Origin of the sequence: Petroclostridium sp. X23 (assembly GCF_030013905.1) — a bacterium.
Classification (GTDB): Bacteria; Bacillota; Clostridia; order SK-Y3; family SK-Y3; genus X23.
Map to the genome: position 1 here is coordinate 3,336,055 of NZ_CP124862.1, position 15,447 is coordinate 3,351,501.

A 15,447-nucleotide genomic window follows, 5' to 3' on the forward strand; every position below is an offset into this window, starting at 1 on the left:
TCTCAGGAGGTGTATGGACATGGACGACAAGATGGAAAGAGAAATGAACCAGCCTGATGATGCAGGAAGATTTGTGGACGAAGATATAAAGGGAGTCCATAACAGGCGCTCAGGGGCATCACTGCATACTCGGGTGATGGAGGAATTGATGAAGCAAAAGCAGGATGAAATGAAGCACCATTCTAGAAGGAAACGTGAAAAAGATCCCAGTGCTGCATCTGTACCAAACATTAATTTCTCTCGGAGCATGACCGTTCTTCTAAGCGTTTTGGGGATAATGTCAGTATTAATTATTGGTTTAATTATTTCTCAGTTTCAGATGCATAGTAAATATCAGAAGATTATCGAGTCGCTATCACAGGAAAGTATACCTGCAAGCGGCAGTGTCAAGCAGCAGGATACCAGAATCGCAGCACTGGAAAACAAGCTGTCACAGGTAGAGGAAAAGGTTGATACAGTGATAGAACAGTTTGATTGGGGAGATGTAAGCTCGTCAAATACTACCCCTGCAGTATCAAGTACTACCCCGGCAGTATCAAGTACTACAACCGGCACATCTTCGCAAGGCGGGAAATACATGAAGTATACCGTTCAAAAAGGTGATACGCTGTGGAGTCTTAGTGTAAAGTTTTTCGGAAATGGACAGAAAAGTAATGAACTTATGCAGATCAATGGGTTTAGCAGTCCGAGTGATTTAAAATCAGGGCAAACGATTCTGGTGCCGGCTAAAAACTAGCTTTGCCGATAAGATGGTAGGTCATGCATGATTATAGTGAATAATGTTCAGACTATATAACGAATTTTAAGTTCACGGTTAGCAATATACATTGTTAGCCGTGAACTATTTTAGAAATTATTTATATAGGAGTACGATTATGAAGGTCAGTAAAGCGGCAGGTTGCTTGAAAAAATTATATATTCGTTTTTATGAAGATGATATACCTGCATTAGGGGCACAGCTTGCGTATTATTTTCTGTTATCATTTTTTCCTTTTCTTATTTTCCTTATTACATTGATTGGATATACTCCTCTATCCAGTAGAGAGGTATTGAAAGAGTTGTTAAATATTTTGCCTGAAAATGCGTATGTATTGATTCAGCAAATCATACCTGTGGTTGCGGGAAGCAAGAATAAAGGCCTATTGTCTTTTGGTATCATTACGACGTTATGGGCAGCGTCCAATGGTGTAGGCTCTCTGGTAAGAGGTCTTAATAGAGCTTACGATGAAGAGGAAAAGCGGCCTTTTTGGATGATAAAAGGTATGGCTATTCTATTTACTATCATACTTGCAATCATTATTTTACTTTCTTTTATCTTATTGATTTTCGGCGAACAGGCGGGCTTCTATCTATCTGTTTGGCTGGGAATGCCGAATGTTTTTCATGCTTTATGGGATTGGATAAGATATGGTTTTATGCTGTTTATTATGACGATTGTCTTTGCGGTATTATATCGCAGTATACCCAATCGAAGGCTTCTGTGGCGGGAGGTTATGCCCGGCGCAGTTTTTACCACAGCGAGCTGGATTCTCATATCATTAGGATTTGCGTATTATGTAAATCATTTTGTGAATTACTCCAGGATCTATGGAAGTATCGGAGGAGTAATTGTACTTTTGATATGGCTGTTTCTCAGTGCCGAAGTGATGCTTATAGGGGGAGAATTTAACGCCACATTGGCATTTGATAGAGAAGGCAAAGAAAAGCCGCATCCTAAACATTATTGACTACTATCAAAATAATATTATAATTGATATAATACTATTTATACAAAAAAGCAAGGTGTGATGATCATTAAAAATATTCATTATATAGGATCAATTCCGTCGGTACCGAAACGAGAGATGATTCTTTTAAGATTAGGATATAAAAAGAATACTACCACACTCAGTGAAGAGCAGGAAAAATTTTTGGAAAGCGGTATAAGATCAGCGTTATCCTTGTGCAGACTCAGCGGGGTATATGGGCGGTTTGCAATCGTTGAGCGAAGCGAAAGCCATATAAAGCTGGAGAATGGTAAAAAGTTTGAGAGCGCCAGCCTTGCAAAGCTTTTGTCTAACAGTGATGAAGTGATGCTGATGGCTTCTACCGCAGGAAAGACCATCGTAGACAGGATACGTTCAGAAGTAAGTACAGGGAATGCAGCATTAGGAGTTATTATGGATTCCACAGCATCCCAAGCAGCAGATGCGGCATTAGGTTGGTTGATGGAGTTTATCAATAAAACCATTCGCAGAGAAGGATGTAAATTAACAAAGCATAGATACAGTCCCGGTTATGGTGATCTCCTGCTCATCAATCAGAAAATCATATATGATATGCTCGAACTAAGCAAGTATGGTGTCGAGCTTACGGAAAAATACATGCTGGTACCTGAAAAGTCAGTATTGGCCATCGCAGGGATAGAAAGGATTGAAGCATATGAATAGAGGAGAATTCAGAGAATATCTCAAAAATAATATTATGATACTGGATGGAGCTACCGGAACACAGCTTCAGAAAAAAGGAATGCCCCGGGGAGTATGTCCGGAACAATGGGTAGTAGAGCACCCGGAAGTCATTATGGAAGTACAGAGAGAATATGTTGAGGCAGGGTCTACCGCCGTATATACCTGTACATTCGGAGGGAATCGGATTAAGCTTGAGGAATTCGGATTAGGCGATCAAGTATTTGAAATAAATAAGAAGCTTGCGCAGCTTTCAAGACAAGCTGTTGTGGATAAGGCTTTTGTAGCGGGGGATTTAGCGCCTACCGGACAGTTTATACATCCTATAGGTGAATTATCCTTTGAAGAGATGGTGGGTGTTTACAAAGAACAGGTTCGGGGGTTGCTGGAAGGCGGAGTAGATTTTTTTATTGTGGAAACAATGATGGATATTCAGGAAGCAAGGGCTGCATTGCTGGCAGTGAAAGAATCCTGTGATTTGCCGGTTTGCATAAGTATGACTTTTAATGAGGATGGAAGAACCTTAACCGGTACCGATCCTACAACTGCATTAATTACATTGCAGAGCCTTGGTGCCGATGCGGTGGGATGCAATTGCTCCACCGGTCCCGAGCAGATGCTGGATATCATCGCAGCCATGAGCTCACATGCTGCCGTGCCTCTTCTCGCCAAACCCAATGCCGGGTTGCCTAAATTGGTAGATGGTGAAACGGTATTTACGATGAATGCCGGAGAATTCGGCACCTATGTAAAAAGTTTTATAGAATTGGGAGTAGGTTTAATTGGCGGTTGTTGTGGGACTTCCCCATCATATATTGAGCAAATCCAAACCAATATTTCAGGTGTGAAACCGATCATTCAAAAAAACAACAATATCAGTGTACTGGCTTCATCCGGGAAAACCGTTTATATGGGAGGAAATAGGCCCTTGGTAGTGATCGGTGAAAGAATCAACCCCACCGGGAAAAAAGTACTTCAACAGCAGCTAAAAGAAGGGAAGATGGAGGAAGTACTTGACCTCGCAATGAATCAGTTGGACCAAGGAGCGGAAGTTTTAGATGTGAATGTCGGTATGCCGGGAATTAACGAAAAAGAGACGATGATTGAGGTGATTCAATCATTATGTACCAGGGTTCATGCACCACTATGTATTGATTCCTCTTCTCACGAAGTAATTGAGGCGGCATTGCGTATTTATCCGGGGAGGGCATTGATAAACTCTATTTCTGCCGAAAAAGAGAAACTTGAAAGATTATTGCCTATCGCAGCAAAATATGGTGCGATGTTTATACTATTGCCGTTAGATGATACGGGAATTCCCGAAACAGCAGAAGAAAGGTATAAGGTTATAGAGAGAGTATATAGTGAAGCACAAAAATATGGATTTGAAAAGAAAGATATTATTGTAGACGGCTTGGTGATGACGGTATCAGCCGACCAGAAAGCTGCAGCCGAAACATTAAAAGTGGTGGATTGGTGTACAAACCATTTCGGATGTGGTACTGTGATGGGATTATCCAATGTTTCTTTTGGATTGCCGGAACGGAGCTGGGTCAATGGAGCGTTTTTGGCAATGGCGATGGGAAAGGGTTTAACTTCCGCTATAGCAAATCCTTCCGTTAATCTAATTATGAATATGAAGAAGGCATGTGATGTACTTACTTCAAGGGATGCGAATGCAGCCAATTATATCACACATTTTGCCGGTGGTACATCGGAACGATCGGATGAGAAAAATAAAAAAGCTTCTGTCAACATATTAGAGCAAATCTATGATGCTGTTGTAAAAGGAAGTAAGGACAGTGTCAGTGAACTTATTAATACAGCATTAAAACAAAATGCTGCACCTGACAAATTGGTGAATGAAGTACTTATACCGGCAATTACACATGTAGGTGAATTATATGATCAAAAGAAATACTTTCTTCCCCAGTTAATCCAGAGTGCGGAGGCAATGAAAAAGGCGTTTGAACGTGTAGAGCCGTTATTGAAAACCCAGCAGGACACGGCACCAAAAAACAAAACAAAGTTGGTATTGGCTACAGTACGTGGAGATATTCATGACATAGGGAAAAATATCGTAGGACTCATGCTAAAAAACTACGGGTTTGAAGTACATGACTTGGGGAAGGATGTAAGCGCTCAAGATATTATAGATAAAGCGAGGGAAATAGATGCGCAGATTATTGGCTTATCAGCATTAATGACGACAACCATGGTGGAAATGAAGGAAGTCATCCAGCTCGCAAAAAAAGAAGGATTGCGCTCTAAATTTATGATTGGGGGAGCCGTTGTAAATGAACAGTTTGCGCAGGAGATAGGAGCGGATGGATATTCGGAAGATGCGCACAGTGCTGTAAAACTGGCTCAAAAACTCTCCTGAAAAAGAGATGAATATGTTTTGATAAGTTCATGATGTACAAAGGGTTGGAATACATCTCCTGAATTTCACATTAACTGCTTAATGGAAGAAATTTTGAAATGGCTTGGAGGATAGATATTCCAACCTTCCTTTATGTTCAAACCCTTAATCTATAAAAAGTATTTGAAAGTATACAGTATTTTGTATATAATATTCTTCAGATAGGGCGGTGAAAAAATGAATAAAATGGAGATAAAAGCCAGGGCAAAAATCAATATTACGTTGGATGTACTTAGTAAAAGAGAAGATGGTTATCATAATGTTAAAATGATTATGCAGACAGTAGATTTATATGACACGCTGCATTTGGAGAAGACAGACAGCGGAATAACTGTAAGTACAAATCTGCCCTACTTGCCTACTGATAAAAGGAATATTGCTTATAAAGCGGCGCAGCTTTTTTTTAGTACTTTAAATATTGATACTGCGGGGATTAAAATTAATATTCATAAGAGAATACCGGTAGCGGCAGGACTTGCAGGAGGGAGTACGGATGCGGCGGCAGTATTAATCGGTTTGAATAAGATCTTTAAAACCGAGCTCACAACCGATGAGTTGAAAGTTTTGGGTGGAAGACTTGGAGCGGATGTTCCCTACTGCATACTGGGCGGTACCGCATTAGCCGAGGGAATAGGGGACGTCATTACACTTCTTCCCCCTATGCCAAATACAATTATTGTACTGGCTAAACCTCCTGTCAGTGTTTCGACTGCGTATGTATACGGTAAGTTAAATGTAGAGGGTATCACTATACGGCCTGATACTGAAGCGGTTATTAATGCAATATATAATAAAGATCTCATGGGAATTACAAAAGGAATGTATAATGTGCTGGAAGCTGTTACTACAAAAGAACATCGAATTATAAATCGGATTAAAAATATCATGTTGGGAAGCGGTGCACTCAATGCGATGATGAGCGGTAGCGGACCTACGGTATTTGGTGTTTTTGATCATGAAGTTAGTGCCAGAAAAGCAGTCAATAAGTTACGCACAATTGTTAGTGATATTTTCGTAGTAAATACATATAATAGTAATTATGGAGAGAGGTAAATTGCTATGGCAGGTAAATTGTCAAAAATAAACCTAAACGATTATAAACCCCTGAGAGAAGTAATATTTGATTCTCTAAGAGAAGCAATTATTATGGGTGAATTGAAGCCAGGCGAACGTTTGATGGAAATACAGCTTGCGGAAAAAATGGGTGTAAGCAGAACGCCGGTACGGGAAGCAATAAGAAAGTTGGAGCTGGAGGGTCTGGTTGTAATGATTCCACGCAAAGGAGCCCATGTTGCAGAACTTTCCGTAAAAGATATTAAAGATGTTCTTGAGGTAAGAAGTTCTTTGGATGGCTTGGCATCAGCTCTCGCCGCCAAGAGAATCAATAAAGACGAATTAAGAGAACTGGGGAACATTGTGGATCAATTTGCACAGTATCTGGAGAAAAATAATGTACAAGGACTGATTAAAAAAGACGTAGAGTTCCATGAACTGATCTATAAGGCTTCAAGAAATGAGAAATTGGGTCAAATTGCTACGAATCTGAAAGAGCAGATTCATCGATTCAGAGTAGTTTACCTTAAAGATTACAGCAGTCCAAAGGAGCTTATGAGAGAACATAATGAAATCTATCATGCGATTGAAAGCGGCGATGAGAAGCTTGCCGAAGAGTTAGCTCTTATTCATATCAGACACCAGGAGAAAGCAATGATTAGCTCATTAAAGACGGAGGAATGACGTATTGGTGAATGCACTTATTCTTGCGGGGGAAGACCATGACACAGATAAACTGGGAACTAGTGTAAAGGCACTTATAGATATACATGGAAAGCCAATGGTAAAATATATTATTGATGCTCTTAAGAAAAGTGATATAATAGATAAAATAGCAATGGTAGGTCCTCAGGAAAAATTATATGAGTTATTTCATGAAGAGGTAGACTATATTGTTGATGGAGAACATTCCATAATAGATAATGTTTTAGAAGGTATACAGTATTTGGGAGCAAAGAAAGAAGTGATTGTAAGTACTTCGGATATTCCTATGCTGACGGTAGAATGCATATGTGATTTTATCAAGCAAGCGCAGCAATCCAATGCAGATTTATGTTATCCTATTGTAGATAAAAAAGTAAATGAATTGAAATTCATGGGAATAGAACGCACATATACAGTCATAAAAGAAGGTACATTTACCGGAGGGAACCTTTTTTATATTAATCCATTGATAGTAAACAAATGCTGTGATAAAGCGCAGCAGCTCATTGATAATAGAAAAAATGCTTTGAAAATGGCAAAAATATTGGGTTGGAAAACACTGCTATTGCTGTTTACAAGGAGATTGAGCGTTCGACAAGCTGAACAGCGGTTTTCAGAAATTTTCGGTATTAGAGCAAAAGCAATTATAAGTAATTATCCCGAGTTGGCGAATGATGTTGACAAGCCCTCAGACCTGCTTTTCGTTCAAAAGTATTTATTGGAAAATTATGAATGAATTACTTGTTCACGTTTATCGATTGTTACTAATAATGAATATGTATTGAAATACATGTATGATTTCCCTTATTTATGTTAATACTTTTAGTAGAGACAAGAATAGGGGGAATTTTTTTATGAAGAAAGTAATATTAGCGGTATTTATAGGTATGATATTCACAATGATTGTCAGCAATTATTCAAATACGGTACAGGCTGATTTAGCGAATAGTCTTGTACGGTTTCATGTGATCGCGAATAGTGATTCGAAAGAAGACCAAGAATTAAAGTATCGTGTCAGAGATAGAATTATTAATGAAATGGAAGAACAATTTGATGAATCGGCAAATATCGATGTGACGAAAGAATTGATTCAAGCCAGTATACCACATATAGAAGAGATTGCTAAAGATGAGATAAAAAAGTGGAATAAAGAATACGATGTGAAAGCTACACTGAATATATATCCATTTCCTACGAAAGTTTACGGGGATGTAACATTGCCGGCAGGGAATTATGAAGCACTTAGGGTGGTGATCGGTGAAGGGCAAGGAGAAAATTGGTGGTGTGTTCTCTTTCCGCCATTATGTTTTGTAGATGCTACCCATGGTGTAATGCCGGATAGCGCAAAACAAAGATTAAAAAACGTACTTTCTGAAGAAGAGTATAAAATTATTACTACTGCAGATGGAGATGATCAGATTCCGGTTCAAATCAAGTTTAAGGTCGTGGAATTATGGCAGAAGTCCAAAATAAAAGTACAAACAGCATTTAATAGAACAAAATAGAAGTGCTCTAAATAAGGGCACTTTTTTATTGCCCAAATATCTATTTAAAAGTCCCGGAATAAGATATAATAGACTGTATAAGCATAAAAAGGATAAAAACAAAATAAGAATAATAAGATGATCTATGGGAGGCATAAGCTTGGATATACAAACAGTGATTATGAGACTTTTATTAGCGGTAGTATTAAGTGGACTAATAGGCATAGAGCGGGAAGATAAAAACCGTCCGGCCGGTTTTAGGACACATATCTTGGTATGCGTCGGTTCTGCCCTTGTCATGATCACTTCTGAATTCATTTTTTATAAATATAGAGGTATTACCAATATGGACCCGGGGAGGATGGGATCGCAGGTTGTTAGCGGTATCGGGTTTCTGGGAGCAGGTACAATCATCAGACAGGGGTTAAATGTAAAAGGCCTTACGACAGCCGCGAGTTTGTGGGCAATTGCATGTGTAGGACTGGCAGCGGGGATAGGTTTTTATGAAGGTGCTATCGCAGGTGCAATTATAATATATCTGACATTAATTTTTCTTAGCAGATTCGGGAAAATGCTGCAAAGTAAAGCATCGCAGTTAAACCTTATCGTCGAGATGGAAAATACGCCTGGGAAAATTGGAGAGATCGGATTGCTGCTTGGCAAATATGATATTTATATTAAAAATATTGAGTTTATAAGTGATGATGCGGCAGATGAGAGTGAGATACTACTTAGATTAACATTAAAGCTTCCGCATGGCTTGACACATGAGCGGGTAGTGAAAGAAGTCGCGCGTATTCACGGAGTAAGCAAAGTCGAGGAGATATAGATCATATCATAAAGACACACCAAATTCAACAAAGTATGCATTAATATAATCATCATGCTAAAAACTAGATAAGGAATGATGGAATAATAATATCCGCTTCAAATTCAAAAGTGGTAGAGAATTATTTTATTTTTCCTAATGAGAGAGTATGAATTTGGGAGTGGTACATATGAAGAGACTGGACCAAACAACGACACCTTTGTTTAGCGCACTTAAAAACTATGTAGATAATAAAGTAATACCCTTTCATGTGCCGGGGCATAAACAAGGGAAGGGCATCAATGAATTTAGAGAATATGTAGGGAATAGAGTGCTGGAAATAGATGTGAATAGCATGGAAGATCTTGATAATGCAAGTAATCCCATAGGCGTGATTATGGAATCGGAGAAGCTTTGCGCACACACATTTGGAGCACAGAACGCCTATTTTTTGATCAATGGAACTACTGCGGGAATACAGGCTATGATTATGAGTACTTGTGAGCCGGGTGATGAAATCATCATACCAAGAAATGCGCATAAATCTACTATAGGAGGAATTATACTCAGTGGTGCCGTGCCGGTATATATACAACCGGAAATTAATGAGGATTTGGGATTTGCTATGGGCATTACGGAGGAAGCGGTGAAAAAAGCCATTAAAGATCATCCGTATGCCAAAGCGGTATTTATTATCAATCCCACTTATTACGGTATTATATCCGATTTAAAAGCAATTGTAAGGATTGCTCATCGGCATAACATGGCAGTATTAGTAGATGAAGCGCATGGGGCACACATGTCTTTTCATGATGATTTTCCGCTTACCGCAATGGAGGTAGGTGCGGATATGAGCGCCTTAAGCTTGCACAAGACAGGTGGCTCAATGACACAAAGTGCCGTACTGCTGACACGTGGAAATATTATAGCTCCCGAAGTGATAAAACAAGTAATCAATCTTACATATAGTACCAGTGCATCTTATGTTTTGATGGCGTCAATGGATGTAGCGCGAAAGCAGCTGGCTACTCAAGGGGGAGATATGCTGGAACATACTTTGGAATTAGTAAGATGGGCGAGGGATGAAATCAATAAAATAGAAGCTCTATATGCTTTCGGTAAGGAATTAATAGGGTTGCCGGGATGCCATGATTTTGATGAGACAAAATTGGGTGTAAATGTGAGAAAGTTGGGTTATACCGGGTATCAGGTAGAGAAGAAACTGAGAAATGAATATAACATACAGATTGAGATGTCGGATCTTTATAATATTCTTGCAGTTATAACCGTTGGAGATACGAAAGAAGATCTTCAGGCGTTGGTTAACGCATTAAAAGATATTGCCGGGAAAACTACGGTGGAAGAAGTGAAAAACGCTACCAGGGTGCCATACAAACCTAAGCTGATTGTCAGTCCAAGGGATGCGTTTTACAGCCCCAAAAAAAGCATCTTACTGGAGGATGCCACCGGAGAAATATCTGCCGAGATGATTATGGCATATCCTCCGGGTATTCCGGTCATATGTCCGGGAGAGAAGATTACAAAGGATATTATTGAATATGTAAATATATTGAAGGCAGAGCATTGTCAGCTTCAAGGAACTGCAGACCCATATGTAAATCATATAAGAGTTTTAGGAACAGAATGATAACGATAAAAATAATTCGGGAGTTTGATCAATATGAACGATATGACATTTAAGGCTTACGCTGTGACCAATGAAATAGATTTAAATAAGATAGCGGCACGGTGCAATATTCCGAAGAAATATACGTGGGAGGAGCCTCTGGTTTTGCAGGGAGACATATTAGCATCCATTCTTAAACAGGAAATAAGTCCGGAACAAAGAGTTATGGTGTTTGCTTTTGGGAGTATCGTGTTTATTAATGCGGAATCACATGATATTCAAACGTTTATCGAATATATTAAAACGTTCAAGAATCAGGAAGCTTTGAAAGATTGGGATAAATATACCGATGATTATAAGCTCCATGTGGGTGAAGTAAAAGAGATGGAATTAACAGACGAATATGTAACAGTTTCGGAATATCTGCAATTCTATCCTGAATTAATTTCTACAGTGATTGCTAAGTCTGTCGCGCTGGAAAAGACGGAAGAGCAACTGGGGAAGATATTGGATAAGTTAGAGAGTATGATTGTCCGGCTAGAGAGGGGGAGACTGCGAATTAGTGACAAGGAACTGGCAAAAACTACAGCGCGTATCGTAAAACATGAGTATAATACCATTGCTTACATTATGATTCTGGATAAACCGGATATTACTTGGCTTAGCAGTGATGCGGCAGAGCTTTATGATAAAATGTCCGAATTTTTTGAGCTGAATGATAGATTTGAAATATTAAAAAGTAAGACCAGTATTCTTAATAATATCTTAGATGGTTTTACAGCTATCAGTCATTCAATACGAGGAATATTTGTTGAATGGGTCATTGTTATATTAATTGTGATGGAAGTTATTTTAATGCTTATAGACTTGATTAGATAAGAGAAAGGAACGAGAGATGGCGGTATTGAATTTTGATAGCTATAAAATTGCTCCCGGCTTTCCGTTAAATAAGATTGCGCTTTTTTTTCAAACGCATAGTCCTCTGAGCTGGAAAGAGTATATCCATCTTACAGGACATCATATAAGCGCGGTTCTAAAATATAAAATGGGTAATAAACAAGTGTTCATCTTTTGCTTTGGGGCTATAGTATTTGTGGATTTTACGCAACAGGAGATCTATGCGTTTCTTCAGCATCTAGAGTCTATAATAGATGGGATAGATTATTCGTTTATTGCAAAATACCATGAAGGGCATAGTATCCATGTCTCTAGTGACGGAAAATGCACTTTATGGAAGGACCAAACCAAATACTTTATCTATCATGAGTATATTGTACATGTGATTGCGGGCATTTTGGCAAAGTCAGTTGCAATAAGTAAGATAGAGGAAAGTGTTAATCGGTTATTGAATGAAGGGGAAGATGTTCTTAGTAATCTTCAGAAAGGCCGCTTAAACTTTAGCAAGAAAAACAATACAATCACTACAGCGAGAATTTTACGGTTTGAATATGAAAGTATAAGCAGCATAGGGTTGTTTGACCAATCAACCAATTTGGTACAAAGTATACAATCAAAAGAAATCTATGACTTTTTGGAAAATTATTATGAATTGTATGATAGATATAAAATTATACAAAGCAAGATATTTGATTTAAGACGGATCATGAAGAGCTATGCGATGCTAAGCTATAAATATCATGAAGCAAAACGATACCTGTTGGAAATTTTTTTACTTGCATTATTTCCACTGTTTCATCTAGCCCATTACTTGATGGATACTTATGCAGAATTGGATATTTTTCATTTTCTATACTAAAAAGCCCTGTGTAAGGTTAGCACAGGGCTTTTGATCAATTCACAACTTATTCTTTATCTACGCATCCATAGCCATAATTGCGGCAATTATAGAATAATAATTTGTAAATTAAAATAAATAAGATATCTTCTAGACGAGCAATATGTAAAAGAGTATAATAGACTTAATAGGAACATACAGGTGTATTACTTAATAGGGAAGCAGGTGTAATTCCTGCGCGGTCCCGCCACTGTAAGGATGAGCGGTTTTATATGATGCCACTGGAAAAACCGGGAAGGCGTAAAACTGTGATGAATCCGAGCCAGGAGACCTGCCTGCATGCAAAATCACTACTAACCTTACGGGTGATGAGGAGGGTGGTATCATATGACTATGATCAAGCTATTTAATTCTACTTGACTTCTTATTTGGATGTTTATTTAACTTTATTATCATGTATTTAAACATTTTTATGAGGAGGTTAGGTAAAATGACAAACAACGTGTGGTTCAAAACAATTATATCTTTGAGTCTTTTACTGCTTATCCCTGTATCAGCATATGCCATGCATATCATGGAAGGGTTCTTGCCTATAGGCTGGGCAGTGTTTTGGGGTATGCTGTCTTTGCCTTTTCTAGCATTTGGAGTTATTAAAATCAATAAGTTAGTCGATACGAGTCCCAGCATAAAAATGCTGCTGGCGTTGGCCGGTGCATTTGTATTTGTGCTGTCCGCATTAAAGATTCCTTCGGTAACCGGAAGTTGTTCACATCCTACCGGAGTGGGATTAGCTGCTATTCTCTTTGGACCATCTGTAACTTCAGTCCTAGGACTTATCGTATTGATATTCCAAGCGATCCTTTTAGCGCACGGAGGAATTACAACATTAGGTGCCAATGTGTTCTCAATGGCTATTGCAGGGCCAATTATTGCATTCCTAACTTATAAAGGTGTCAAAAAGGCAGGAGGAAGCAGTGCCATTGCGGTGTTTTTTGCAGCTGCATTAGGTGACTTGCTTACATATATGATGACGGCGATACAACTTGCGCTTGCGTTTCCTGACCCGGCGGGAGGCTTTGTGACATCGTTGGGCAAATTTATGACGGTGTTTGCAGTAACGCAGATACCATTAGCCATTAGTGAAGGAATATTAACAGTTATCATTTTTAATGTATTGCATGCCTATAACAGTAGAGAACTGCAACAGTTAAATGTTTTGAACAGGGGGGGGAACATATGAGAATATCAAGAGGATTGGTAAAAACAAACCTGCTTCTTCTTTTATTGGTAGCGGTGCTCACTGTTATTCCATTGTTTATTGTTCAGGGTGGTGAATTCGGAGGAGCCGATGGTCAGGCGGAAGCTGTGATACAGAGTATAGATCCTGATTATGAACCTTGGTTTACCTCTATACTTGAACCTGCCAGCGGAGAGATAGAAAGTCTTCTGTTTGCATTGCAGGCAGCAATAGGCTCAGCTTTTATATTTTACTATATAGGCTATGTTGTAGGAAAGAAAAAAGGAATGGAACAAGCTTCATGATTATTTTTGATATGTATGCGTATGTCAATGCGCTTCGAGCAAATGCTGCTGAAAAATGCAGCTTTGCTATTTTTACAATGATTATAGGTTTATTAAGCAGATCCATCATCGTACCGGGTTCGATAATTGTCATCGTATCTGTAATTATAGTGGCAGCAGCGAAAGTCCCTACACGGCAATACATCAAATTACTGCTGCTGCCAGTATCTTTTTTGATACTGAGCGTATTCACGGTCATGGTTACGACAGTTGACAATGCAGAAAATATAGTTATAAGCGCCAGTATTCTTGGACAGAACCTGGGTATTACATCGCAGAGTATGGAAATGGCATTGAAATTAGTTTTGAAATCTCTAAGTGCGGTTTCCTGCCTTTATTTTCTAGCTCTTACCACCCCAATGGTAGAGATTATTCTGGTTTTGAAGAAATTAAAATTACCCACAATATTGATCGAACTAATGGGCTTTATATATAAAAGTATTTTTGTATTATTGGAAACTGCCCAGCAGATTTATGTTTCTCAGGACGCGCGCTTAGGGTACCGGTCTGTGAGACGGGGGTACTCTTCTTTGGGACAGCTTATCTCAACTCTTTTTATAAAATCTTTACACCGATCTGAAAGACTTTACATCAGTTTGGAGTCAAGGGGATATACTGGAGATTTAAGAGTTCTGGAAATGAGTAAACCGTTTTCAAGGATGAACATTTTAGCAATTGTACTTATAGATAGCCTGCTAGTGGCATTGCTCGTCTTTATAAAATAAATATGGCATATGAGTTGGAGTGGTTATGTTGAAGCGTTATATTTTAGAAGCAGAAGGTCTGGAATTTTATTATCCTGACGGCACAAAAGCATTAGATGGTCTGGATATAAAAATAGAGCAAGGTAAAAAAATTGCACTAGTTGGGTCTAATGGAGCAGGAAAATCTACTCTCTTCTTGCACTTTAATGGAATATTTCAACCGGCGAATGGAAGAATGAAATATAAAGGAACGGAATTAAGATATAAACGACAAGACTTAGCGACGCTTCGTAAAGAAATAGGAGTTGTATTTCAAGATCCCGATTCCCAGCTTTTTTCTGCAAGTGTATTTCAAGAGATCTCATTTGGGCCTATGAATTTAGAGTTAGATGTATCAGAGGTAGAGCATAGAGTAAATACGTCGCTTCATCAAATGGGAATAGAAGCATTAAAAGATAAACCTACTCACTTTCTTAGCTTCGGGCAGAAGAAACGGGTATGTATAGCCGATATATTGGCAATGGAACCGGAAGTGATTGTTTTTGATGAGCCTACAGACTCTTTGGATCCTGTTCATGCTGATGAGATGTTTCAACTGATGGATAAACTCAATACTCAGGGAAAAACGATCATACTTTCTACTCATGATATTGATAGAGTATATGGTTGGGCCGACCATGTATTTGTACTTAAAGAGGGGAAGGTGTTTGCAGAGGGAAGTGCAGTCCGAATCTTTCATGACGATACGTTACTAAAAAATGCAGGCTTGAAAGTGCCGTGGATCATGGAGGTTTACAAATGGCTTCAAAGTAAAGAAGTCATTAAGGCTAATATTAGCGTACCGAGAAACAAAGAAGAACTGTTTGGATTAATAAAATAAT

16 protein-coding genes and 1 riboswitch are annotated in these 15,447 nt (G+C 38.7%); all 16 genes read left to right on the forward strand.

Annotated features, from left to right (window positions below; all coding sequences use genetic code 11):
• Positions 1 to 19 precede the first annotated feature (19 nt).
• The 16 genes from QKW49_RS15855 to QKW49_RS15930 all read left to right on the forward strand — a co-directional run bounded on the left by QKW49_RS15855 (position 20) and on the right by QKW49_RS15930 (position 15,446).
• Complete coding sequence (locus tag QKW49_RS15855) at positions 20 to 736, forward strand: LysM peptidoglycan-binding domain-containing protein (protein WP_282863641.1); 717 nt, start codon at positions 20 to 22, stop codon at positions 734 to 736.
• Positions 737 to 875: 139 nt separating this feature from the next.
• Positions 876 to 1,727 carry a YihY/virulence factor BrkB family protein gene (locus QKW49_RS15860; RefSeq protein WP_282863642.1) on the forward strand — a complete coding sequence of 284 codons (852 nt, stop codon included), beginning with the start codon at positions 876 to 878 and terminating at the stop codon, positions 1,725 to 1,727.
• A 60-nt stretch (positions 1,728 to 1,787) separates the two neighbouring features.
• Positions 1,788 to 2,429 carry a methionine synthase gene (locus QKW49_RS15865; RefSeq protein WP_282863643.1) on the forward strand — a complete coding sequence of 214 codons (642 nt, stop codon included), beginning with the start codon at positions 1,788 to 1,790 and terminating at the stop codon, positions 2,427 to 2,429.
• On the forward strand, positions 2,422 to 4,830 hold the full coding sequence (locus tag QKW49_RS15870; RefSeq protein WP_282863644.1) for a homocysteine S-methyltransferase family protein: 2,409 nt from the start codon (positions 2,422 to 2,424) through the stop codon (positions 4,828 to 4,830). Before QKW49_RS15865 ends, QKW49_RS15870 begins: the two co-directional genes overlap by 8 nt.
• A gap of 225 nt (positions 4,831 to 5,055) precedes the next feature.
• Positions 5,056 to 5,922, forward strand: coding sequence for a 4-(cytidine 5'-diphospho)-2-C-methyl-D-erythritol kinase (gene ispE / locus QKW49_RS15875; protein WP_282868158.1), 867 nt, complete (start codon positions 5,056 to 5,058; stop codon positions 5,920 to 5,922).
• A gap of 6 nt (positions 5,923 to 5,928) precedes the next feature.
• A complete protein-coding gene (locus tag QKW49_RS15880; protein WP_282863645.1) occupies positions 5,929 to 6,606 on the forward strand; it encodes a GntR family transcriptional regulator in 678 nt (225 codons plus the stop codon).
• A gap of 7 nt (positions 6,607 to 6,613) precedes the next feature.
• Complete coding sequence (locus QKW49_RS15885; RefSeq protein ID WP_282868159.1) at positions 6,614 to 7,363, forward strand: nucleotidyltransferase family protein; 750 nt, start codon at positions 6,614 to 6,616, stop codon at positions 7,361 to 7,363.
• Between the two features lie 118 nt (positions 7,364 to 7,481).
• A complete protein-coding gene (gene spoIIR / locus QKW49_RS15890; RefSeq protein WP_282863646.1) occupies positions 7,482 to 8,132 on the forward strand; it encodes a stage II sporulation protein R in 651 nt (216 codons plus the stop codon).
• A gap of 139 nt (positions 8,133 to 8,271) precedes the next feature.
• Positions 8,272 to 8,940, forward strand: a complete 669-nt coding sequence (locus QKW49_RS15895) for an MgtC/SapB family protein (RefSeq protein ID WP_282863647.1) — start codon at positions 8,272 to 8,274, stop codon at positions 8,938 to 8,940.
• A gap of 169 nt (positions 8,941 to 9,109) precedes the next feature.
• Positions 9,110 to 10,567: an aminotransferase class I/II-fold pyridoxal phosphate-dependent enzyme gene (locus tag QKW49_RS15900; protein WP_282863648.1), complete on the forward strand. Its 1,458-nt coding sequence runs from the start codon at positions 9,110 to 9,112 to the stop codon at positions 10,565 to 10,567.
• A gap of 33 nt (positions 10,568 to 10,600) precedes the next feature.
• Entirely contained in the window at positions 10,601 to 11,425 is an 825-nt protein-coding gene (locus tag QKW49_RS15905; protein ID WP_282863649.1) for an RMD1 family protein, read from the forward strand.
• A gap of 16 nt (positions 11,426 to 11,441) precedes the next feature.
• Positions 11,442 to 12,302, forward strand: coding sequence for an RMD1 family protein (locus QKW49_RS15910; protein WP_282863650.1), 861 nt, complete (start codon positions 11,442 to 11,444; stop codon positions 12,300 to 12,302).
• 161 nt (positions 12,303 to 12,463) lie between these two features.
• Positions 12,464 to 12,635, forward strand: a riboswitch (cobalamin riboswitch).
• A 136-nt stretch (positions 12,636 to 12,771) separates the two neighbouring features.
• On the forward strand, positions 12,772 to 13,521 hold the full coding sequence (locus QKW49_RS15915; RefSeq protein ID WP_282863651.1) for an energy-coupling factor ABC transporter permease: 750 nt from the start codon (positions 12,772 to 12,774) through the stop codon (positions 13,519 to 13,521).
• A complete protein-coding gene (locus QKW49_RS15920; protein ID WP_282863652.1) occupies positions 13,518 to 13,823 on the forward strand; it encodes an energy-coupling factor ABC transporter substrate-binding protein in 306 nt (101 codons plus the stop codon). Before QKW49_RS15915 ends, QKW49_RS15920 begins: the two co-directional genes overlap by 4 nt.
• Positions 13,820 to 14,587, forward strand: coding sequence for a cobalt ECF transporter T component CbiQ (gene cbiQ / locus QKW49_RS15925; protein WP_282863653.1), 768 nt, complete (start codon positions 13,820 to 13,822; stop codon positions 14,585 to 14,587). The genes QKW49_RS15920 and cbiQ overlap by 4 nt, the downstream gene beginning before the upstream one ends.
• A gap of 25 nt (positions 14,588 to 14,612) precedes the next feature.
• A complete protein-coding gene (locus tag QKW49_RS15930; RefSeq protein WP_349239033.1) occupies positions 14,613 to 15,446 on the forward strand; it encodes an ATP-binding cassette domain-containing protein in 834 nt (277 codons plus the stop codon).
• Position 15,447: the final 1 nt, after the last annotated feature.